Origin of the sequence: Halorubrum sp. SS7, assembly GCF_005435055.1 — an archaeon.
Lineage (GTDB): Archaea > Halobacteriota > Halobacteria > Halobacteriales > Haloferacaceae > Halorubrum > Halorubrum salinarum.
Genome location: NZ_SGXV01000012.1, coordinates 44,985 through 67,134, shown reverse-complemented (window position 1 = coordinate 67,134; position 22,150 = coordinate 44,985). Strand labels below are relative to the sequence as shown.

The window sequence follows — 22,150 nt, the reverse complement described above, 5'->3', positions numbered from 1 at the left end:
CGCGCTTGGAGGTGTACTCCATGGTTAGCCCCGGTCTTCTGGACGCGACAGTTCAAGGGCTAATTACCGGTGCAGTGATCGCTGGTGGAGCCCTGGGGCTCTCGCTCATCTATGATATCGCGGAAGTTCCGAACTTCGCACACGGCGACATGATCACGATCGGCGCCTATCTCGCGCTCGTTTTCAACAACCCGGGTGGGATACCGTTCCTCCCGGACTTCGGATCCGTGCCGCTCGTGATCGCAGCGATCATCGGAGTCGTCCTCGCCGGGATTCTCGGCGCAGTATACGAGCTCGCTATCTTCCGGAAGTTCCGCGAGAAAGACGCGGACCTGATCACAATGGTGATCGTGTCGCTGGGTCTCGCGCTCGTGCTGCGGAACGCGGTGCTGTTCCTCGTTGGCTCGAAGAATATCCAATACCAAACGTCACGCGTCGTCACGACGAACTTTGACTTCCTGCTCACCCAAAGCGGTATCACGGTCATCACGACTCAACGGCAAGCCGGTGAACTCACCACGACCGGCGAGTGGGGGTACCCGTGGTGGCTCATCGTCGGCGGGATGCTCGCCGCCGTCGCAGTCGGGTACGCGCTCTTCGCGCTCTACCGCCAAGAGGAGGATTTCACCACCGTCTACCTCATTCCGCCAAAAATCCTGGGTGCTGCCGGAAGCATTGCTACTGTCCTCCTCCTCGGCGCGTTCGCCAGGCTCGGCCCGCAGGGGACCGACTACATCCTCGGCACGCAGATCGGACTGAACGTCAAGCACATCACGATACTCGCGGTGGTTATCGCGGCGATGTTCGTCCTCAACGTGATTCTGAAAACCACCAAATTGGGGCGTGCTATGCGCGCGACCGCAGACAACATGGATCTGGCAGAGGTCCGTGGCGTCGACGCCGACCGCGTTCAACTCGTCGTGTGGGTCGTCGCTGCGATGTTGGCCGCGCTCGCCGGGATTCTCACCGGCTGGTTCGCAACGAATCTCACCCCGAACATGGGGTTCGCGCTGTTGCTCCCCATCTTCGCGGCCGTGATCCTCGGCGGGATCTCTTCCCCGTACGGCGCCGTCGCGGGTGCGATGATCATCGGACTCAGCATGGACGTCGGCGTTTACCTGATACCCGGCTCGTCAACATACAGGGTGGCGATCGCATTCGTCATCCTGATCGGCGTCCTGCTTGTCAAACCCGAAGGAATCTGGGGTGAAGTCTAATGGCGGTCGCTGACTTCATCATCTCGCTGCTGACGTTCGTTGCGATTTACAGCCTGTTCGGTATCGGGTTGAATCTCAAATTCGGGTTTACAGGTCTCATCGACTTCGGTCATGTCGCGTACTTCATGATTGGCGCGTACGTAACCGTGGTTCTGACCATGCCCGCCGGAGCCGCTGGGTACAACGGCATCGGGGGGTTCGCACTCCCAGAGATATTCGGTGTGCTCGGCCCGGTTGGAAGTCTCTTCGGCTGGGTACTCGGCGTCCTCGGCGGTATGATCGCCGCCGCGTTGATCTCTCTTGCGGTCGGAGTGCCGACGCTGCGCCTCCGCGAAGACTACCTCGCCATCACGGCGCTCGGAATTGCGACAATCCTCACCACCGTGGTAAACGACGAAGAATGGTTGTTCAATGGGCCGTTCGGGATCAACACCGTTCACACACCGCTTCGTGAGGTGTTCCCGCTTAGTTTGGGCGGTTTTACGGTGAATATGGTTATCTTTGGTGCCCTGTCACTCGCGACGTTCGCACTCACCGGCTACTGGCTCGTGAGGGTGTTCCAACGGCAAGGCCGCCGCGGGCGACTCATTCTCGGTGTGTTAGTCCCGCTGATCGCAGTCTGGTACTTCGTCCTTCCAACGGTGAGCGGTGGGATGGTCGAACTGACTCGGAACACGCTCTGGCTGTTCGACCCGACCGCCGGCCCCAACGGCGGGATGGATTACGATCGGTTCGTCCTTCTGTTGTCCGTCGCGGCGCTCGGCGGTGGGTACTGGCTCACCGAGCGAACAATCAACAGCCCGTACGGGAGGATCCTGCGGGCAATCCGCGAAGATGAAGATGTCCCGCGAGCGCTCGGGAAAGAGACCTTCCAGTACAAACTACAGGCGTTGATGCTCGGATCGGCGCTCGCCGGGGCCGCCGGCGCGCTGTGGGCGATCAACATCGGGTTCATCGCCCCCGACCAGTTCGCCGCGACGATCACGTTCTATGCCTTCACGGCCGTCATCGTTGGCGGCACCGCCAACAACAAGGGCGTCATCCTCGGTACCGCGTTCTTTTGGGGTATCCGCAACGGAACGCGGTTCATCGACGTACCGTCTCAGTACTCCATTCAACTCGCAGCAGCTCGCCTCATGCTGATCGGTATCGTGCTGATACTCATCCTGTACTACCGGCCCGAGGGCCTTCTCGGCGAACAGGACTACGACATCCCGCTACCGTCACGGGACACTTCCGGAGGGACCGACGATGTCTGAACAAAACACACCAACCCCGACATCCGACGCAACGCAAACGGAGAACGCGGACCAGAGAACCGGTCGCGACGCGATTCTCCGTATCGAAGAGGTCACAAAACAGTTTGGTGGCATCACCGCGCTTGACAGCGTTAATCTGAGGGTCGACTCCGGAATCACCGGTCTCATCGGCCCGAACGGTGCCGGTAAAACGACTCTGTTCAATTGCCTCACCGGCTTCCACAAGCCGGATAACGGGCGAATCCGCCTCTACGAGACGGACATCACTGGCAGAGAGCCGCCAGCTATCGCCCAGCAAGGCATGGTTCGGACGTTTCAAATTCCGCGCGAACTCGCCGATATGACCGTGTTCGAGAATCTGCTTCTCGCTCCGATGAACCAGCACGGTGAACGGCTCCGTGGGGCGTGGGCCCGGGGAGACCAGTTCGTAGAGGAAGAACAGGCGATCCGAGAGCGTGCTCGCGAAATCGCGACATTCTTCGAGATCGACCACCTACTCAATGAACCCGCTGGCAGTCTTTCGGGAGGTCAGCGGAAACTCCTCGAAATCGCTCGAGCACTATTGACAGACCCGGATATCGTGCTGTTAGACGAGCCGCTAGCCGGGGTGAACCCAACTCTCGAGCAGAAGATCCTCAGTCGAATCGAAGATCTCGTCGAGGACGGTTACTCGTTCCTCCTCATCGAACACGACATCGATCTCATCATGGACAACTGCGAGCGAGTCGTAGTCATGCATCAAGGCGGGGTCCTGACGACCGGTTCCCCGGACGATGTGAAATCAGATGAGCGCGTAATCGAGGCGTACCTCGGTGGTGATGACGTGTGACTGTTCTTGATGTAGAAGGACTGGACGCCGGGTACGGCGATCTACAGATCTTATCCAATGTCGATATGACCGTCGATGACAGTGAGTATGTAACCATCGTCGGGCCGAACGGCGCAGGAAAATCCACGGCGATGAAATCTGTTCTCGGATTGACGACGTACATGGACGGATCGATTACGCTCAACGGCGAGTCCATCGAAGGAATGGACACGAATGCCATTATCGAGCGGGGTGTTAGTTATGTGCCGCAGAGCGACAGCCTCTTTTCATCGATGACCGTTCGAGAAAATCTCCTCATGGGTGCGTTCAGTCTGCCGGAAGTTCCCGAAGATCGGCTGGAAGAGATTCTCGATCGGTTCCCGATTTTAAAAGAACGCCAGCGACAGCGGGCCGGGACGATGAGCGGGGGCCAACAGCAGATGCTGGCGATGGGGTCGGCGTTGATGGTTGACCCGGACATTCTTCTATTGGACGAGCCGTCCGCCGGGTTAGCACCAGAACTCGTGGAGGATATGTTCGACCGAATTGACGAGATAAATGACGCAGGGACTGCTATTCTGATGGTCGAACAGAACGCGAAGAAGGCATTACGTCGATGCGACCGAGGATACGTTCTCGTGAACGGCGAGAATGCGTACGAAGGGCCAGGCGACGAGTTGCTACAGGATCAGGAGGTCCGGAAGCGGTTCCTCGGCGGGTGATAATCAAACAGAATCCTGTCAAGAGGGTTCTGTTGAATTTTCTCTCAAACAAAACCGCATCCAAATCGGTCGGTATTGAGAGCTACGTGTTGGCTGCTGGAACCCCTGCCAAAATTAACTAATTTCCAGAGCCGAGTATAAATACCGAATATTCCGTAATCATGCCGAGGTTTTGAGTTCAGCCTCGCATCCGAATCCTGAGTTGTTTTATAAGGTCTAGAGGGACACCACAGTCGGTACACGAGACCGAGTTCTCCGCAACGCTTGCTGGCGTCCGAGTCCAAACACAAGGCTGGCCGCTGTCGCGGAACCCTGACAGCGCTCGCCGTAGTGACTCGGATTAAGCCGATACGAACGGACGGGCTGGTATGGACACCGAGTTCGCGTACTGGGTGCCGAACGTCAGCGGCGGGCTGGTCGTTTCGGACTGGGAGACAGAGACGGACTGAACCTATGACTACAACCTCGAACTCGCCCGTACAGCGGAGGAGGTCAGCTTCGACTACGGGCTCGCGCAGGCGCGCTTCTTCGGCAGCTACGGGGCCGAAAAACAGCTGGAGGCGCTGTCTGTCGCCAACGCGCTCGCGGCACAGACCGACGAGCTACACGTCATCGGAGCGGTCCATCCGGGACTCTGGGAGCCCGGCCCTCTCGCGAACTTCATCGCGACCGCCGACCGCATCAGCAATGGGCGCTTCTCGATCAACGTCGTCTCTGGGTGGTTCAAGGGTGAATTCACGGGGTTCGGGCAGTCGTGGCTCGCACACGACGAGCGGTACGCCCGCTCGACAGAGTTCATCGAGGTCCTGAAAGCGCTTTGGACGCAGGACCGTGCGACCTACGACGGTCGGTTCTACACCATCGGCAAGGACATCGACGGGTTCGATGGCGCACCGATGGAGCCCAAGCCGGTCCAAGATCCGTGCCCGCAGGTGTTTCAGGGTGGGAACTCGCAGGCGGCCCGCGAAATGGCCGCGAAACACGCCGATGTCCTCTTCATCAACGGGGGGAGCCTCCAGGATATTCACGATGTGATCGAGGACGTCGAGGAGTACGCTGCGGAGTTCGGAACGGAGTCGCCGCGGTTCGCCGCGAACGCGTTCGTCATCCAGCGGGAAACCGAGTCCGAGGCCAAGTCGGTCCTCGAAGGAATCATCGAGAACGCTACAGACGAGGCGATCGACGCGTTCAAATAACAGGTGAAGCAGGCCGGGCAGTCGTCGGCGGCGGGCGACGGCATGTGGTCGGACTCCGAGTTCGAGGATCTCGTCCAGTACAACGACGGCTTCAAGACGGGACTCATCGGAACTGATGAGCAGATCATCGAGCGCATCCGGAAGCTCGATGCGATCGGCGTCGACATTATTCTCACTGGATTCCTCGATTTCAAGCCGGAGCTCACGCGCTTCGGCGAGACGATCATACCGGCTATCGAGGCGGCGGACCCACTCGATCCGGATGCGGTCGACACGGACGACGAAATTGAGGACATCGCCGGCGCGAAGGTGGCAAAGTAATGACCGACCGGACGCTCCTTGGGATTGTCGGCAGCGTCGCTACTGACTCCCGGACGCGGACCGCGATCGAAGTCGCCCTCGATGCGGCAGCTCAAAGCCACGACGTCACGACCGAGATCCTCCATCTGGCCGACTACGACCTCGCAACCGCGGACGGGCGCGGTATCGAAAACCACGAGGGCGACACCGCCGAGGCGCTTGACCAGATCGTCGAGGCCGACGCGTACCTCGTCGGGACACCCGTCTACCGTGGGTCATACTCGGGAGCGCTGAAGAACCTCCTTGATATGATTCCACGCGGGGAATGGCAGGGCGATGTCGCGCCGTTCGAGAACGCGGCGGTGGGACTTGTGGCGACGGGCGCAACCGATCACCACTTCCTCGCGGTCGATCAGGAACTCCGCCCGGCGTTCGCGTTCTTCGGAGCCCACACTGTCGGCGGTGCGACGTACGCGACCGACACCGATTTCGAGGACGGCGAACTCGTCAACGAAGCTGTCCGCGAGCGCCTCGCCACGCTTGGCAACGCAACCGTCGAACTGGCAGCGGCAATCGAAGAATCGGCCGCGCTGCGGTCGCTCGGTCCAGCGATCTAGCTCGGTCATCCGTATTAGCAGTAAATCAGAAGGACGCTCGCTCAGCAACTGGGTCCGTGTACGGTCTGTCGGATTGCTAGTTGTCCGGATTCACAGAGGACCAAGGAGACAGCCCACGGCTGAAGTCGTAGTAGAAATCACCGCGCGCTATCCCGTCACCTTTATTGGATACAACGGGGCGACCGTACGGAGACACCGAGATCTAGGTTTCCGATCCGTGTTTTGAAGCAGCAACGACCGTCACCCAATAGTGTGGAACCGAACGAATTGTCTCTCCGATCATACGACACGCGGGACGACGCGGCCATCTGGGCGCTTCATGAGTGGGCGATGCGGGAGACGGGCGTCAATCCGGCTGATATTCCTGGAACAGCTGATCTCCGAACAGTAGAAACGTCGTATCTCGAGACGGGAGGAACATTCGTAGTTGCCACCGTCGACGGCGAACAGTCATATATCGACCAATCAACTGAGACTGAGCAATCGGGGTACACACTATCGGACCTTACAACCTACGACGGGCTCCTCGTCGCAATGGGAGGGATTCTACCGAATCAAGCTGGTCACAGCGACGAACGAGATAGGCCCGGGGCCGCAGAACTACATCGAATGCGTGTCGCCCCACCGCAGCAACGACGGGGGTATGGGAAGCAAATTCTTCGTGAGCTTGAGCGGCGAGCTGCTGCTAATGGCTTTGAGACGCTTCTCGCGACGACGTCAACGCGACAATCGGCCGCGCTTGACTTCTATGCCGGGCAAGGGTATGAACAGACAGGGACCTCAACCGCCGGATCATACGAGCTCGTCCATTTTGAAAAGCAGCTGTAGTCAACGGACAGCGGCGGGTTCTTTGGGAGAAATCTCAGTCTGAGAGATCAAAGTGCTCCGCAGCCGTTTGCATGTCCTTATCGCCACGGCCACAGAGGTTCACAAGCAGTGTATCGTGGCGATCTTCCTCAGCCAGCTTCGCAGCCAACGCAAGCGCATGGGCTGGTTCTAGGGCAGGAATGATCCCCTCTGCTTCGCTCAGTTCACGGAAGGCAGCCAACGCCTCGTCATCGGAAACAGCGTGATACTCGGCCCGCCCCATTTCTTGGAGTGCGGCATGCTCGGGGCCAATCGCCGGATAGTCAAGCCCAGCCGAGATCGAGTGGTTGTCAGTCTCGTCGCCGATGGTCTTCGTTTTCATCCCCTGGAAGATCTGTGGCTCCTCTTGCTTTGTCTTCGACAGCGGCGCCGAGTGGTTCGCGTCATCAGTCCCACCTGGCTCGGCACCGTAGAACGCGACATCATCGTCTTTGAACGCGTGCCAGAGACCGATCGAATTCGATCCGCCTCCAACACACGCAACGCACGCATCCGGTAGGTCGCCGTGGAGCTCTTGGATTTGTTCGCGAGCTTCCTTGCCGATGACAGACTGGAACTCGCGCACCATCCGCGGGAACGGGTCAGGGCCGACGACACTGCCGACGAGATAGTGCGTAGACGCAACGTTTTCAGCAAAGTCCTCCAAAGCTGCGTCGACTGCTTCAGCAAGCCCCTCGTTGCCACGGTCGACGGGCTTCACTTCAGCGCCCATGAGCCGCATCCGGAAGACGTTCATCTCCTGCCGCTGCATGTCGTGGCGGCCCATGTACACGGTTGTATCGAGGTTCAACAGGGCACCAACCATCGCGGTTGCGGTGCCGTGTTGACCGGCGCCTGTCTCTGCGATCAACCGGTCTTTCCCAGCTCGTTTTGCCAGCAGCGCCTGCCCCAGCGTGTTGTTGAGTTTGTGCGCTCCGCCGTGGAGCAGGTCTTCATGCTTGAGATAGATATCCGCACCATATCGTTCGCTGAGCGTTTCTGCGTAGAACACTGGTGTTGGACGCCCAGCAAAGTGTTCCAGCAGGTCGCGGAACTCGGCCATGAACTCGTCATCAGCGATCGCTTCTTCGTACGCAGCAGCGAGTTCTGCCAATGGTTCCTCAAGGGGTTCCGGAACATGTCGCCCACCAAATTCACCAAACTGGCCTGGCGTCGCCATGGGATATCTGCGGACTCAATTCTCAAAAAACCATCTGAGAGAGCAAGACGAAAAGACAGCCACTCTGGCACTACTACACGCCAGTCTGTCTCTCGCAACGCCCACTACTTTGCGGCGACAAATCCTGTAGAATAAATACAAAGCCGGCAGCGGTCGCAGGCGTCACTTCCTGTCCGAGCACGAGCCAGCCCGCCAGCGCCGCGAACACGGGGATCACATACTAGAAATCAATCCAACATGTCGAGGTCTCCGCGACGCTCTTGGTGCATAATACCAGCTGTGAATAGCCGAAGTTTCGAAATCAGTTCTGACTCAGTTTCATACGTTCCTACCCGGAGATCCCATCGCACCTGTGCTGACCGAATCATCGCACTCGTCACATCGTCTTCATGGAAGAAGATGAGACGATCACTATGTGTTTCTGAGAGTGCTTCGAGGATGCTCCCAGCTTCTTCCCCGACACCGAAATTATGCCCGAGAAACGGTAAAATGAACGCAGTTGCGTTACTACACTGCGTATACTCGATACTTTGTGTCGCCGCATCCACCTCGTCAGTATCTACATCAACGTCGACGGCAAGAAAGGCGTTCACTCCGGGGGTGACACGAAGTGCGCCCTGTATCCGTCGTAGCAATGCCTGCGCCGCGTCGATCTCGTCTTTGTTTTGGAACAATCGCCGGAGCGGCCCTGGGAGGTCGTCCACCGCAATTTCCTGACGCTCCTCCTCGGTGAGGATGTAGTTGAGATTGAACGACTTGTATGGGCCCATTAAGTAGAAGAGAAACCGGTCGTACGGTACGTGGCCTAATCGGTCAGCAATTAGTTCACGTGTTATCTCCTCATTCATATTCAATTGTGTTCGCTGATAGTATTTAAAACACCCATATTTTGAGATATCTTGGCTTGAGAAAGACTAAGAGCTTTTCCGACCAACAAGAGCCTAAGATGGCGACGAATCACACACAGGCGGCTCCCGGAGAGTTCCCGGAAGATCCCGAAGAATTGCTCCCAGAAGAGAGCGTTCTCAGTCTCGACGAGTATCTTGCGATGCACGCGGCCGTAGGGCATCGGACCAGATATGAGATTCTCTACCGACTCGTCCACGGCGGAGACATGAGTCCGAAAGAACTAGACGAAGTGATTGAGATCGATGATAGCACACTTCACTATCACCTCAACAAACTCGTTGATGTGGGCCTCGTCGAAAAACGTCAACAGACAGAGCGAGGCCAAAATGGGTTGTACACGTACTACCGAGCGACGGTGTTCGGAGAAGTGACGCTCACACGCGGCGTAGATGAGTTGATTCGTGGTGAAGGTGACTTCGACGAGATGTATAATAGTTCAGCCGACCGCCAGTGATTGTGGAGTCGATGCCACAGTCGTCCACAACACGTTCAGCTGCCGGGAAACAGGAGCGGAGGAGTTCCAGCACTTCAGCCCTGAAAGGTGTCAGGCAGCATCGTACTCTCGAATCACGGTCGACAGTGTCTCAGTCCCAAACTCGACAGCTTCGATAGGAACTCGCTCATTTGCTGCGTGGACCAAGGATTCAAACTCAAACGCCGGCGGCAGCTTCAGCGGGGTGAATCCGTAGGGTTGGACGTCAAGCTGTTCAAAGAATCGCCCGTCAGTGGCGCCAGTAAGAAGGAAGGGGACTGGAATCGCTGCTGGGTGATTCGTCCGCAGGGACTCGCTCAGTAGATCAAACAGCCCCATATCGATGGACGCACTCTCACCGCCATCGAATCGTGTGACTTCAAATTCCACACCCTCAAGCTCACCAATAACCTCCCATACCTCCTCGAGGAACGCATCCGGTGTCACCCCCGGAAGCAGCCGTGCGTCGAGGCGGAGGTCGACCTCTGCCGGATGAACGTTCACCTTCCCGCCGCCGTTGACGACTGTCGGGCTCACCGTGTTGTGAAGCATCGGATCCAACCGCTCCGAAATGGGGCCGAGCTCGTCCAGAATGTCATCAGTACGGTCGGGATCCAGCAAGCCCCGCAACTGCTCGGCCCGCTGGGAATTGGCTTCGGCGGCGAGTGCCTCAATGAATTTGCGGGCTGGCGGTGTGATGTGAACGGGGAGGCGCTGCTCGGTCAGCCGTGTGAGCAGTTTCCCAAGCGTGTTCATTGCGCCATCGCACTGGGGTCGAGAGGCGTGACCACCACGCCCAGTTACTGTCGCTTCAAGCCAACAGACCCGCTTTTCAGCGACCTGAATGGGGTAGAACTCTGTCCCATCGATGCGCAATGGGAAGCCACCGAACTCTCCGATCGCGTACTCCACGTCCGCAAAGCGTTCTGGGTGGTGTTCGACCAGATATTTCGCACCGATATCACCGCCAGTCTCCTCGTCTGCGAGAACGAGCAGTAACACATCGCCCGCGGGGTTAATCTCCTCTTCAGCAGCCCGGAGCAGCGCCGCGACCATCATTGCGACACCCCCTTTCATGTCCAGCGCACCACGGCCCCAAACGAATCCGTCTTTCTGTATTCCCGAAAAGGGCGGCTCGTCCCACTCTTGGCCGTCCGTTGGAACGACATCAACGTGCCCTTGGAGTAGCAGAGGTGGCGCATCGCCACCGGGCAGACGGGCGAGCAGATTCGGTCGCGCAGCCTCAGTCGCGAGGGTCTCAGTAGTGATGCCCGCTTCAGTGAGAAGCCCGTCAATGTACTCAATACAGGCACGCTCGTCGCCTGGCGGGTTTACCGTCTCAAATTGGATGAGTTCCGACAGCAGGTCACCCGGCCGTTCGTGGATTGGCGTTGTCATAGTCCGGAATTTGACCTCCTCCCGCGCCTGAAGACGCGGGAATCCCACCACGGGATTTCAGGCCGGGCGTGGCCCTACGGTTTCAAGACGCATACGTTCCAAGCGTCTCTTGCTTGGTAGCATCGGCTTGGCTGTCTTGTGGGGCGGTCAAACGCCCCCCATCCTCAGCCGAGTCATCGTCGTTCTCGTGTTCTCTGAAACGACTCTCTCCGCTGAGGTAGCGGTCTGCGATGTTCACCGCTCCGTTCACGTCCGCTTGGTACTCACCCATCCAACACGCATCGTTCGTACACTTGAATGTCGCCTGTCGTGGGCGGTATCCTACCTCACCGCACGCATGGCAATCTTTCGAGGTGTTGCGCGGGTTCACCGTTTCGACAGGGATACCCTTCTCGACAGCTTTGTAGCGTATCTGCGCGTGGAGTTTGGCGAATCCCCATCCGTGGAGACGGCGGTTCATGTACTCGCCATAGTCCATCGACTCCCGTATGTACGTCAGGTCTTCCAGAACAAGAACGGGATTCTCGACGGACTCGGCGTACTCCACGACTTTGCGGGTGACGCGGTGGAACACGTCGTCTATCTGGTCCCACAGGTCGTCCCCGAAGGACTCCGAGATACGCTCACTTCCGCGCGTCTGGAGTCGCCGTGTGGCGGTGAAGTAGGTCTTTCTGAGCCGACGGACGGTTTTGCCCTCGTCGGTCCACAGTTCGGGAGCGGTCGGAGAACCGTGCCTGTCGCGGTGACACACCGTGACGAGTGACGCTTCTCCAATATCGACTCCGATGGGCGTCCGTTCTTCGGCGGACGCCTCGGAACCATCCTCTACGTCGCGGGTCACGGTGACGTGGAGATACCACGTTCCGTCCCGCTCAAATAGCCGACTCTCGCCCATCGTGGCGTCTCCCGCGTTCAACGCTTCCAACCAGTCCCTCTGTTCGGGATTCGGTTGTGCTGGCATCCAGAGGTGGTAGTCCTCGTGGTGCGGGATTTTGACGTACCATTCGATTGCGTTCTTGGGCTTGTGGTCGAGCCGTAGCCCTTCGTTCGTGAAGTTCGCCCGCGTTGTACGTCGTCGTGAGTTGCGGGACGTACTTCTTGAGCGCGTTCTTCGCGTACCCGCTCAGGTCGTAGTTGACCACCACATTGTTCGCTTCGGTCTGCGTGGTGCATTGGGCGTCGAAGGCATCGTGAAGGGCCTGTTGGTACGCCTCTCGCGTCTCACGGAGTTTCCTCCGTTTGTGCGCGTTCGGCTTTACCAGTTTGAGTTCCAGCGTCTTCGTGAGTTCGGTCACGAATCGTCCCCTTCGTGCCTCTGGATGTAGTTCATGACCGTTTCGCTGGATACGTGTCCCGCCGTTCCTGCGTAGTATCCGCGCGCCCATCCGATTTTCTCACCGTCGTGGTCAGCGTAGCGGTGGTTGTACTTCCGCGAGGAAATACCCTTGAACCAGTTAGCGAGGAGAGAAGGGGCGTGCTTCGGCGGGCTACTAACGAACAGATGGATGTGGTCGGGCTGAACGGTCAGGTCAAGTATTTCGAGGCCCTTGTCGTCGGCTATTTCGTGGAGGATGGTTCGCACACGGTCTGCGACCTCGTTGACAAGTACCGACTGTCGGTACTTCGGTAACCACACTATGTGGTAGTTGAGGTTGTAGGTCGCGTGACGTGTGGTCTTCATCCGTGCCACACACTATGGGGCAACGTATCTTAATACCGGCGGTGAATCGGTGGGAAATCCAGCCGTAGCGTCGTCGGTGGAGATGTACGCTATTGTCCGCTCGACCCCCGCCTAAAGACGGGGGTATGCGCTCGCAACTCTATCACGCAGGGACTATAGCCGCACGGGGTGGTCAACCCGACATGAGTACGACCGAAACAGCGGTGCCCCTGAGCCTGCGGCAGGGATGGCTGAGTCGACACGACGGAGCAAGCCCATAAACTAAATCACCTGCTGTCATAGGCGTGAGCGAATGGCCGTTGACGATGAAATTGGGAGTGGGAACGCGGAAGCCAATGAAACGGCGTGGTCAGTAGCCAGGCTCAACGACGAGATCGCGGCAACCCTCGAATCCGCAGCTGACCGATTTCCAACGTATGTCGTCGGCGAAGTATCGGATGCGACAGCGAAGGGGTATGGAACGTTCTTTACGCTACGTGATGTCGACGGCGACGAAACAATCCAGTGTATTATTTGGTCATCGTACCGTGATCGGATTGAGGGGGATATCACAGAGGGCGAGGAGGTGATCGTCCGTGCGAACGTCGATTTCTACACAGATGGCGGCCGGACCCAGCTCAACGTCAAAAACTACTGGCCGGTCGGCAACTCTGAGCGGTCTCAACAATTAGAAGCATTGCGTGCTGAACTGGCCGATGAGGGCCTCTTCGCTGATGATCGCAAACAGCCGGTGCCGTCATTTCCGTCGAATATCGGCATCGTCACCTCACTCACGGGATCCGCACGGGAAGATTTCCGGGAGGCTGCCTGGGGACGCGCACCGGGAGTAACGCTCACGTTCTTCGGCGCAACGGTTCAGGGCACCAACGCGGTGCCGTCGCTCGTCGGCGCAATTCGGCAAGCCGACCAAGATCCGGACATCGACAGTATCGTCGTCACCCGTGGTGGCGGCGCAGACGACACGCTGTGGTGTTTTAACGAAGAGCCCGTCGTCCGAGCCATTGCGGACTGCCAAACGCCCACAGTCGTCGCGATCGGCCATGAGGACGATGAGACGCTGTCCGAACGTGTCGCAGACAAAGCGGCGATCACACCGACTCAGGCTGGGGTCGTGGCGACGCCTGATATGCGTGCTGTCCGTGACCAAGTAGTCGCACTCGAACGCCGACTAGAAACTGGATACGCGGCGATTGTCACCGACCGCTTGGACGCTATTACCCGTCGGGTCGACAACGCGATCGTCAGTATCGAACGAGCAGCAGACAATCGACGAGCGCAGATTCAGCGCGCCGCTGATCTCGAACAGCGAGTCGACACCATCTACGCGACACTCACGTCAGCTCGACTCGACGAGCTCGATTCACGGATCGAGAGCGCCCTCCAAGGGGTAGAACACGCCGCAGAGACGGAGGCTGTAACGGCCACCGCAGCACGCGGTCGTGTCGCTGGCCTCGAAGCACGGATCGACCAAGCGTACGAGACGCACGTCCAGCGAGAGGTTGGGGCCCTCGAACGCAGGATCGAACGAGGGTATCAAGACATCGAAACGAGCACAGACGTTCAGGCGGCACAGCAGCAAGCTCGGAGACTACAGATAGTCGTTCTCGTCCTTCTCGGCCTCCTGTTGCTCGGTATCGCGTTGTGGGCTACCGGAGTACTGTGATGGAAGCCGGATATTCAAGACAGCCCCGGCCAACCATCGGGTATGAGCGAGGACGATGTCGACATCGCAGAGCGGATCGAGCGACTCGAGGAGATCGCAGAAACGCTTGAGGACGGGGAAGTCGATCTGCCGACAGCAAAGGAGCTCCGAGAGGAGGCTGACACACATCTTGAAGAGCTCCGTGAAGCGTTGGACGTCGGGGACGGTGACATTATTGAGATTGATGGCGCCGAGGCCGAGATCGGATCTTAAACAGCGTCAAGCAAGTCACGTCTGAGCGGCCCCAGTAACCAACTCAGTGTCAAGCTGAATTACTGGGCCTGGCGAAGGTTTCGATCAACGACCGTGGCGAACGCAACGTTATCCTGTACTTGCTCGATCTCGACAGTGACCGTTTCACCGAGATCCGTATCCGGAACGATCACTACGTAGCCACGATCCACCTTCGCGATGCCATCTCCCTGATCGCCAATACTCTCGATGTCAACCTCTCGTGTCTCGCCCACAGAAACCGGCGGTCCAGTTGGCTCAGCAGGTTCCGTCGGCGGTTCTGGGCTCGATGCGGCATCACCAGGTGTCGTTGTCGATGACGCTGGCGAGAGTAGCGCTACACGGACAGACTCCTCGACTTCGAGCGATCCCGTCTCGATTTCTCGGGCTGGCACCGACAGATAGTACTCTCCGTCCCGTTCCTCGACAGTCGCAGAATACAGTGTCTGAAGCTCCTCAGAGATTTCCATGGTGATATTTCCTATCTTACGTTCTTCAACTTGAGATTACGGGTCTCTCCGTATGGGTGGCTGCGTCAGATTTAGTGGTTAACCAACGCCGGATCGATATCGTCGGAATTGTTGGTTAACACCGATGTCTAATTGACAACCGAACCACGCTCGGTGATGCCCCCGCCCGGTACCGAGACTGGCGAGGCCCACACCTGGGGGCAAGACGAGCAGGTCACCCACCCGATCGTGTCGACTGCGCGATTCAGATGGAGCCGGGTCCCGACAAGCGCGATCACGTCGCCTGTGACGGCTGTGGGTTGGTCGTCGACACGCTCGCACCGCTCACGCGATTCCGGGTCGAACTCGGGCATCTGGACGGCCCGATACAGCTGTGCGCCCGCTGTAGTCCGGATGAGCTCGCGACGTAATGGACGCGCAATCTCGAGGAGCATCTCGTCGCGACGCCGGCAAAGTGGCCCCAACCACTTTTTATTGATTCGCTGTAAACTGTAATCAAGAACGAATCGTGTCACGCACCTCAAACCGCGCCGACGGCGACATCGTCCAGGACTTTCTCTCGGTCGCGGACCTCCTCGAAGAGCCACAGCTCGCCCAGCTGTACGCGTACCTTGCTCGGTAAGGGGAAGCGATCGTCCAGAACGTGATGGACGACCTCGAGATCGTACAGGGGACCGCTTACAGCTATGTCAACCGCCTCGTCGACGCCGGCGTCGTCAACATCACCGACGACGAGCAGCCGCGGCGGTACGCAGCCCGAGAGATTGACCTGACTGTGACCATGGCTGCTCGCGATCGTGAGTACACGATTACACCGGCGCTGATCGACGCCGTCGGCCGCCGCGAAACGGACGCCGACATCGACACCTACATCGACCGCCACAGCGTCGCCGGCCTCGCGACCGCGCTCACCTACGCGATCGCCCGCGAACGGGGCAGGGTGACCCACCGCCTGATGGCGGAGGACCTGGACATCTCGCCGATGGCAGCGGAGATGATCTTACAGGTGCTCCGGCCCGTCGTCCACGAACATTACGAGATAGATGAGTCAGGAGCAGGACTCAACGAGTTGGACATCGACGGCGACGGCTGACGACACGTGAGCCGGCTCCACATCGCCGACACCGGCCTGTTCGTCGCGATGGAGCAGCCCTCGAACAGCCGCTACCAAGCCGTTCGGCGGTTCGCTCGCCGAAACGACATTATCGTCCATATCCACGTCCGCACCCTCAATCTCGGCCGACTCGATAGCCTCTTTCCGCACGAGCGACGTGTAGAGAAGCGGCGGGTAGTCAACCATCTCACTGAGGCCACTCAGTTTCCCGAGCCAGAAGGACGCATCCGAGATTGTACCCGAGAGTTCCTCATCAGTCACTAACTCACGTGTTGATGGGAGCGGTTCGGGCTTGTAGTACGAGCGCTGGCCGTAGGGTATGCGCTCTCCTGGTGCGTGTTCGCTAAACTCCCATGTCTCCATTGCATACCACGCTCGTATCTCGGCCTGTGAATTAAATTTGATAGGTAAAATTGTAACCCACGGTGCGATGTTCTTCCATTAGCTATAGCCAAGCTAGGGGACAATGGGTCACAGGCCTCGCTAGCCAGCGAACGAGCGCTGGCGAGCATCGAGCGCGTCAGCGACGATTTATTGGAGAAGGTCGACCAGTTCGAGAAGCGTGTGGACGAGCTTCGTGAGGGGTTTCAGGACGCGATGAGCTGAGAGGTCCACGGACAAAACAATTGAAAAGCAAATTGGAATTAATTATTTTTAACGCGACCCAGCCTTATTGTTAGTCGCCTTTGTTTTTATTTTCTTGAGGTTTTATAACCTCATCGCATGTTGGACACTCAGCGAAAACACCGATATCACCGTCTGCTCGTTCGTATTCAATAAGTTTCCATGCCTGTGAAATTTCACGATTACAGGTAGGACAATGACCAAGCGAGAGTGGGTTATTGGTCATGGGGGAGAGGAAGGGAGCGTGTGTCCCAGATTCCTCCGTCAAAATCTGAGATTCAAACGATATTAAATATGGCGTGAAAATGCGCCGCCAGCGACAGGCCGATGAGTCCAACGCACCGCGATACGCTCACAGCGAGTAGAACGAACGACGTCCATGGTCGTCCTGCCACGCAAACGCATAGAGACGACGGCTTTCGACACGCCGGAGCTGGCGGCCGTCGTTACTTTCGCCTGTTGTGAGTGTCCATGTCGCGCCATCACCGCTGACCAAGCCGCTCTCAATTCGAAGTTCGAATTCCGGCTGCTCGAAGGCATGGAGACCGTCGTCGGTCGCGAGGACAACAACATCAGTGTCACCCACCGTTGCCTCCACGACGCCGCCCGCCGCCTCAACGACCGGAAGCGGAAAGCCAAGCGCGCCGCCGTCAGTCGGCGTCACGCCGAGGACAACTGTTTTCGGATCGAGGTCATCGCGGTGCCACTCACGCTCCGGACCCTCCCCGCGCATCCCACGGAGGCCGAACGCCTCGCGCTCTTCATAAGCTTCGTACCCGGAGGGGTCGTAGCCACTCACCGCGGCCGACCCCTCTGACGCGGGCTGGAGCACGATCCCGTCCGGATACGCCTCGCGGAAGGCCCTGTACGTGGTCATCGGCCCGGGTCGAACGCGGAGTCGCTCGCCGGCGAACTCGCCTGCGATACACTCGCCGGTGGACTGCTTCCACTCGGAGTCGGTCTCGTGGTCGTACAACACGAGGTCGTCGTCGGCCAGTTTCCCCGAGACGCCAAAGGTGAGCCGTCGGTCGTCGACGATCGCTTCGTACACGACCGCACTGCCGCAGATCGGACACCACGTGACGGCGATCGAATCCGCGTCGCCGTCGGCGACCGGGACCGTGTCGTTGACGATCTCGTGGTAGTTGAGGATCCGGATCGGGTAGGCGCGCGCTGGGGATGCCTCGTCGCCGGGGTCTACAATCAGTACTTCGTCGTCGGGACCGCCGAAGTATTCATCACCGAACGTCGGGTCGTCGATGCTCGGGATCGCGTCCTTCGGTAGGACTGAAATCACGTTCATCGCCGAGTCGCTCGAGTCGTTCACTGGTCCTCCGGAGCGGTGAGATGTTCTCGTCCCCAGTCACGCATGGCGATAATTACGGGCTCGAGCGACCGCCCGCGGTCGGTCAGCGAGTATTCCACGCGGAATGGCTTTTCGCTGACGACGGTCCGATTAATAAATCCGTGTTCTTCGAGGTCTTCGAGGACGTCCGACTGGACCTTACCTGAGATCCCGTCGACCTCTTCTTTGAGCGCGTTGAATCCCAGCGGTCCGTTCTCTAAGAGGCGGTGAATGACAACTGGATGCCACTTTTTGCCAATCAGTGTCGCAGTCGTCGTAATCGGACACCAGTCGCTGCCCGCACACCAGACCTCTAACGGTTCTGAATCGGTGCTCATGTCCTTTCTATGGACTCCATTAAAATAAAGATACGTTTAGTAACCAGGTGAGTAAACGAAACCGGTGTTACCCCTCAGTTACCCGGTTACCTGTCGGTTCGCGCGAGCTTATCAGTTACCTCTCCATATGAAGTTACTGTAGGTAACTATGACCGAACTCGAAATCGATGCCGACAGCACGGCCGTCCTGATCACCGACCCGCAAATTGACTTTTTGAAGCCTGAGAGCGTTGTGTGGGACAAGGTCGGCGAGACCGTTGAGGAGAACGCCGTGGTCGATAAGATCCGCCGACTCCGCGACGCTGCTCGCGAAGGCGACGTACCCGTCTTTTATTCCCCGCACGAGTACGAGGATGCCGAGTACGACAGTTGGGAGCACCTGAACACGATCGATCAAATAATGTTCGACACGCGAATGTTCGATATCGCCGGCGACGGCGCCGATTTTGTTCCCGAGCTCGAACCCGACGACAACACGTTTGTGCTCTCACCGCACAAGCAGCTTTCCGGGTTCTGGAGCAACGACGCGCAGATTCAGCTCCGGCAGCGCGGTATTGATACCATCGTGCTCGCGGGGATGAGTGCGAATCTCTGTGTGGAGTCGCACCTGCGCGACGCAGTCGAGAACGGCTTCGAAGTGCTCACCGTCACTGACGCTACGGCGGCCGCCGGCGAGGAGGCTCTTCAGGCGGCGCTCACGAATTACGGGTTTATTGCCCACGAGACCGCCGAGACTGACGACGTTGTCGAGCGGCTAGCGGCGGCGGAGTAGGACCGGCGTCGTAGGAGAACTCGGCTACGCGGCGTCCTTCCACACGTTAGTCGTTTGTGGCCGACACACGTCCGACCGATGCGACTTCTCACGAGGTCGCGCGGTCGAGTCACACAACCAGTACAACTCTTTATAAACGGACAATAATCGAACGTATGGACCGACCGTCTCCGAGCGACCGTCTCGCGTTCAAACCCGAGGGCGTCGTGATAGCGGTCGTCGCGTTCGCACTGACGCGGGGGACGGTTGCCGGCCTGTTGGTGACAGAACGGGGATTCGCAACGGAGGTGAGCGCGGTACTGGTGTTAGCGGTCGGGTTCAGCGTTGTCCTGTACGGGATCAACCTCGCAGTCAGCACCCGAGACCGGACGTACACCCAGACCGTTCTAGTCTGGTTTATTAACGGCGCCGCGGCGGTCGGACTCGTGCTCGGTCCGTTGCTGATTGCGTCGTCGTCGGGAGACGCCACCGCCACAGCTGCCGCCGTCGGGGTTGTCGGCGGCGCCGCGGGACTGCTCGTCGGGATCCGCGGCGCGGAGACGGATCGACGGCAGGCCACTGTGGACCGGCAGATCGAACAGGCGCGACTCCTCAATCGGATCCTCAGACACGAGGTCCGGAACTCCGTCACGATCCTCCGGGGCCACTCGGAAATTTTGTTCGAGAACCGCGAAGGGACCGCCGACCGGAGCAAAACAGCGATCACCGACGCGATCGCGCGGATCGAACGGGCGGTAGACGAGACACGCTTTCTTACGGTCGGCACTGTCGACGGTGGCAGCGCGCTCGGGCCGGTACGGCTCGACGACGCGATCCGGAGACACATGGAGCGCACCGGTCGTGACGAGTCGGTGGTGGCGGTCCCGTCGGTGACGATCAGAGCGGACCGATACGTTGATCGGCTGCTCGACGAACTCGTCGCACTCCCCGACTGGGCTGATACCGGGGCTGATCCCCTCGCGGTCGACGTCGGGGACCGGTACGTCGAATTGTCCGTCACGGCCCCCGGAGCGTGGCTCAGCGCTCGCGAGTGCGACGTGCTCGTCGAGGGGATCCCCGAACAGGAGCGGAACGACGTGGACTACGGCGTCCCGGTCGTCCGGCTTCTCGTCGCGAGATACGGCGGGGATGTCAGGGTCGACGACACCGACGAGGCGACTACCCTCCGGGTGCGGCTCCCGCGGACCGGCCAAACTGGCGCGGACGACGACACGCCGGGACTCGCGAGCGGAACGCTATGGCGGACGCTCGGTATCGGGCTAGCGGCTGGCGTCGCGATGGGGGTGTTCTTTCAGGTGACGACCGGAACACTGCCGGTGATCGGCGCGCTGTACGGGGCGTCCGTCTCGTCGGTGGGGTGGGTCGCGCACCTGTTCCACAGCGCCGTGTTCGCGACCGTGTTCACCGTGGTCCGCTCGGAGATATTCGGCAGGCTGCTCGGTGAATCCGTCGGGGCCAGCGTCGCCGCGGGGATCGCATACGGGCTCTTCCTGTGGTTCGTCATGGCGGGAGTGGTCATGAGCCTCTGGTTGAACGCCGTAGGGGTCGCGACGCCGCTCCCGAATCTCGGCCCGGCCTCGCTCGTCGGTCACCTCCTCTGGGGCGGACTCGTCGGCGCGCTCTTGACGACGCTGCCGCCGCTTCCAGACCGGCAGACGATCCGGGACCAAGTGTTGGCAGCCATCGGCCGATAACGGGGTGATCACCACTCGACGGTAGAGCACTTTCTCGGTTCGGTCGAACCGCCTGTGCGCTCTCGCCGCACGATCTGAACGCTGTTAACATCCGTTGACGCCAACCTATTGTATGGTACAAATTGACAGACGAACCCTCCTCGGCGCCCTCGGGGTTGGAACATCATCAGTTTCGGGATGTCTCGGATCCTCTGATGCCGGCGCCGAATCTGGGTCGATTACCGACAGCTCTGACGGATCGACCGGGTCGGCTGTCGAGGGACCGCCGACAGTCGAGCGGTCGCTCCCGGCGGCGTACACCGCCGACGAGCTCGAAGCGGCGACCCGATCCGGCGGGCCGCCGCCCGACGGCATTCCCGCGATCGAGGACCCGCAGTTCGCCGAGGCGACGGACCCCCCGGCGTTGCTCGACGACGGTGACCCGGTGTTCGGCGTCGTCCTCGACGGCGAGGCGAAAGCGTACCCGCAGTCCGTCCTCGTCTGGCACGAGATCGTCAACGACGCTATCGCCGGGACGCCCGTCTCCGTGACGTACTGTCCGCTCACCGGCACCGCACAGGGATTCTACCGCGGCGAGACGACGTTCGGGGTCTCGGGACAGCTGATCAACGCGAACCTCGTCATGTTCGACCGGGCGACCGAGGAGTGGTGGCCGCAGATGCTCGCGACGCGGATCACCGGCGACGACCCCGGCGATCACTTGGAGGAGTTCCGGGTCGTCTGGACGAATTGGGAACGGTGGCGTTCGGCTCATCCCGAGACGGTCGTGCTCACCGACGACACCGGATTCGCCCGGAACTACGGCAGCGATCCGTACGGCGGGTACAATCCCCGAAGCGGGTACTACGCCGGCGATTCCTTCCTGTTTCCACCGCTCACGGAGGACAACCGGCTCGCCCCGAAAACCGTCGTGATCGGGATGCGCTCGGCGAACGGCGCCGTCGCTGTCCGCAAGGAGACGCTCCGCGAGGAGCGGGTCATCGAGTTCGATCTCGGCGGTGTCCGCCACGCGGCCGTCTACGACGAACCGCTCGACACCGGGTACGTGTACCGGAGCGGAGATGCCCCCGAGAGCGACGGGACCGATAGCGTCGACCTCGAAACCGCGACGCTCTCGTGGGAGGATGGGGACGTCGTCGTCGACGGCGCCGTTCACGCTCCCGACTCACTGCCGTTCGAGCGGGAGATCGTCTTCGACGCCATGTGGTTCGCCTGGTACGGCTACTACCCTATGACCGACCTCCACCGATGAGCG

General features: G+C 59.5%; 20 protein-coding genes and 5 pseudogenes. 16 read left to right on the top strand and 9 right to left on the bottom strand.

The window, feature by feature from the left end:
* Positions 1–20: 20 nt before the first annotated feature.
* The 8 genes and pseudogenes from EXE44_RS11965 to EXE44_RS11935 all read left to right on the top strand — a co-directional run bounded on the left by EXE44_RS11965 (position 21) and on the right by EXE44_RS11935 (position 6,947).
* Positions 21–1,217, top strand: coding sequence for a branched-chain amino acid ABC transporter permease (locus tag EXE44_RS11965; protein ID WP_137717340.1), 1,197 nt, complete (start codon positions 21–23; stop codon positions 1,215–1,217).
* Entirely contained in the window at positions 1,217–2,476 is a 1,260-nt protein-coding gene (locus EXE44_RS11960) for a branched-chain amino acid ABC transporter permease (RefSeq protein ID WP_137717317.1), read from the top strand. The genes EXE44_RS11965 and EXE44_RS11960 overlap by 1 nt, the downstream gene beginning before the upstream one ends.
* Positions 2,469–3,305: an ABC transporter ATP-binding protein gene (locus EXE44_RS11955; RefSeq protein ID WP_137717316.1), complete on the top strand. Its 837-nt coding sequence runs from the start codon at positions 2,469–2,471 to the stop codon at positions 3,303–3,305. Before EXE44_RS11960 ends, EXE44_RS11955 begins: the two co-directional genes overlap by 8 nt.
* The gene (locus EXE44_RS11950; protein WP_137717315.1) at positions 3,302–4,006 is read left to right on the top strand and encodes an ABC transporter ATP-binding protein; all 705 of its coding nucleotides are present in this window, start codon (positions 3,302–3,304) and stop codon (positions 4,004–4,006) included. Before EXE44_RS11955 ends, EXE44_RS11950 begins: the two co-directional genes overlap by 4 nt.
* 464 nt (positions 4,007–4,470) lie before the next feature.
* Positions 4,471–5,202: pseudogene (locus EXE44_RS21415) on the top strand (LLM class flavin-dependent oxidoreductase); the annotation flags it as partial.
* Between the two features lie 3 nt (positions 5,203–5,205).
* Positions 5,206–5,523, top strand: coding sequence for a hypothetical protein (locus EXE44_RS21410; RefSeq protein WP_241989509.1), 318 nt, complete (start codon positions 5,206–5,208; stop codon positions 5,521–5,523).
* Positions 5,523–6,119: an NADPH-dependent FMN reductase gene (locus EXE44_RS11940; protein WP_137694986.1), complete on the top strand. Its 597-nt coding sequence runs from the start codon at positions 5,523–5,525 to the stop codon at positions 6,117–6,119. The genes EXE44_RS21410 and EXE44_RS11940 overlap by 1 nt, the downstream gene beginning before the upstream one ends.
* A gap of 252 nt (positions 6,120–6,371) precedes the next feature.
* Complete coding sequence (locus EXE44_RS11935) at positions 6,372–6,947, top strand: GNAT family N-acetyltransferase (protein ID WP_241991829.1); 576 nt, start codon at positions 6,372–6,374, stop codon at positions 6,945–6,947.
* A gap of 34 nt (positions 6,948–6,981) precedes the next feature.
* Here the strand turns inward: EXE44_RS11935 and trpB are convergent, their stop codons facing one another.
* The 3 genes and pseudogenes from trpB to EXE44_RS11925 all read right to left on the bottom strand — a co-directional run bounded on the left by trpB (position 6,982) and on the right by EXE44_RS11925 (position 8,993).
* Positions 6,982–8,145 carry a tryptophan synthase subunit beta gene (gene trpB / locus EXE44_RS11930; RefSeq protein WP_137717314.1) on the bottom strand — a complete coding sequence of 388 codons (1,164 nt, stop codon included), beginning with the start codon at positions 8,143–8,145 and terminating at the stop codon, positions 6,982–6,984.
* A gap of 104 nt (positions 8,146–8,249) precedes the next feature.
* Positions 8,250–8,365: pseudogene (locus EXE44_RS21405) on the bottom strand (EamA/RhaT family transporter); the annotation flags it as partial.
* 7 nt (positions 8,366–8,372) lie between these two features.
* Complete coding sequence (locus EXE44_RS11925; RefSeq protein WP_137706902.1) at positions 8,373–8,993, bottom strand: hypothetical protein; 621 nt, start codon at positions 8,991–8,993, stop codon at positions 8,373–8,375.
* Positions 8,994–9,091: 98 nt separating this feature from the next.
* Here EXE44_RS11925 and EXE44_RS11920 point away from each other — a divergent pair, with 98 nt between their 5' ends.
* Positions 9,092–9,508 (top strand): transcriptional regulator, encoded by a 417-nt coding sequence (locus EXE44_RS11920; RefSeq protein WP_137717313.1) that lies wholly within the window; start codon positions 9,092–9,094, stop codon positions 9,506–9,508.
* Positions 9,509–9,598: 90 nt separating this feature from the next.
* Here the strand turns inward: EXE44_RS11920 and EXE44_RS11915 are convergent, their stop codons facing one another.
* The 3 genes and pseudogenes from EXE44_RS11915 to tnpA form a co-directional block, all read right to left on the bottom strand.
* A complete protein-coding gene (locus tag EXE44_RS11915; RefSeq protein ID WP_137717312.1) occupies positions 9,599–10,924 on the bottom strand; it encodes a M20/M25/M40 family metallo-hydrolase in 1,326 nt (441 codons plus the stop codon).
* A gap of 82 nt (positions 10,925–11,006) precedes the next feature.
* Positions 11,007–12,219: pseudogene (locus tag EXE44_RS11910) on the bottom strand (RNA-guided endonuclease TnpB family protein).
* Positions 12,216–12,605, bottom strand: coding sequence for an IS200/IS605 family transposase (tnpA, locus tag EXE44_RS11905; protein ID WP_137717338.1), 390 nt, complete (start codon positions 12,603–12,605; stop codon positions 12,216–12,218). The pseudogene EXE44_RS11910 and the gene tnpA overlap by 4 nt, the downstream one beginning before the upstream one ends.
* A 292-nt stretch (positions 12,606–12,897) precedes the next feature.
* Between tnpA and xseA the strand changes: the two genes are divergently transcribed.
* Both xseA and EXE44_RS11895 read left to right on the top strand, forming a co-directional pair.
* Complete coding sequence (xseA, locus tag EXE44_RS11900; RefSeq protein WP_137717311.1) at positions 12,898–14,268, top strand: exodeoxyribonuclease VII large subunit; 1,371 nt, start codon at positions 12,898–12,900, stop codon at positions 14,266–14,268.
* A 42-nt stretch (positions 14,269–14,310) separates the two neighbouring features.
* Positions 14,311–14,520, top strand: a complete 210-nt coding sequence (locus EXE44_RS11895; RefSeq protein WP_137695115.1) for an exodeoxyribonuclease VII small subunit — start codon at positions 14,311–14,313, stop codon at positions 14,518–14,520.
* A gap of 59 nt (positions 14,521–14,579) precedes the next feature.
* On the opposite strand, the gene EXE44_RS11890 is transcribed toward EXE44_RS11895, so the two are convergent.
* The gene (locus tag EXE44_RS11890) at positions 14,580–15,008 is read right to left on the bottom strand and encodes a TRAM domain-containing protein (protein WP_137706991.1); all 429 of its coding nucleotides are present in this window, start codon (positions 15,006–15,008) and stop codon (positions 14,580–14,582) included.
* Between the two features lie 156 nt (positions 15,009–15,164).
* Here EXE44_RS11890 and EXE44_RS21400 point away from each other — a divergent pair.
* Positions 15,165–15,418 (top strand): annotated as a pseudogene (locus EXE44_RS21400) (hypothetical protein).
* Positions 15,419–15,516: 98 nt separating this feature from the next.
* Positions 15,517–16,101: pseudogene (locus tag EXE44_RS11880) on the top strand (helix-turn-helix domain-containing protein).
* Between the two features lie 997 nt (positions 16,102–17,098).
* Here EXE44_RS11880 and EXE44_RS11865 read toward each other — a convergent pair.
* Both EXE44_RS11865 and EXE44_RS11860 read right to left on the bottom strand, forming a co-directional pair.
* Entirely contained in the window at positions 17,099–18,073 is a 975-nt protein-coding gene (locus tag EXE44_RS11865) for a DUF3179 domain-containing (seleno)protein (RefSeq protein WP_321167241.1), read from the bottom strand.
* Entirely contained in the window at positions 18,070–18,429 is a 360-nt protein-coding gene (locus EXE44_RS11860; RefSeq protein ID WP_137717308.1) for a helix-turn-helix domain-containing protein, read from the bottom strand. Before EXE44_RS11860 ends, EXE44_RS11865 begins: the two co-directional genes overlap by 4 nt.
* A gap of 148 nt (positions 18,430–18,577) precedes the next feature.
* On the opposite strand from EXE44_RS11860, the gene EXE44_RS11855 reads away from it, so the two are divergent.
* From EXE44_RS11855 to EXE44_RS11845, 3 genes are all read left to right on the top strand, one after another.
* Positions 18,578–19,201, top strand: a complete 624-nt coding sequence (locus tag EXE44_RS11855) for a cysteine hydrolase family protein (RefSeq protein ID WP_137717307.1) — start codon at positions 18,578–18,580, stop codon at positions 19,199–19,201.
* A 155-nt stretch (positions 19,202–19,356) separates the two neighbouring features.
* A complete protein-coding gene (locus EXE44_RS11850; protein WP_137717306.1) occupies positions 19,357–20,895 on the top strand; it encodes a histidine kinase in 1,539 nt (512 codons plus the stop codon).
* 112 nt (positions 20,896–21,007) lie between these two features.
* Positions 21,008–22,147 carry a DUF3179 domain-containing protein gene (locus tag EXE44_RS11845; RefSeq protein WP_137717305.1) on the top strand — a complete coding sequence of 380 codons (1,140 nt, stop codon included), beginning with the start codon at positions 21,008–21,010 and terminating at the stop codon, positions 22,145–22,147.
* Positions 22,148–22,150 lie beyond the last annotated feature (3 nt).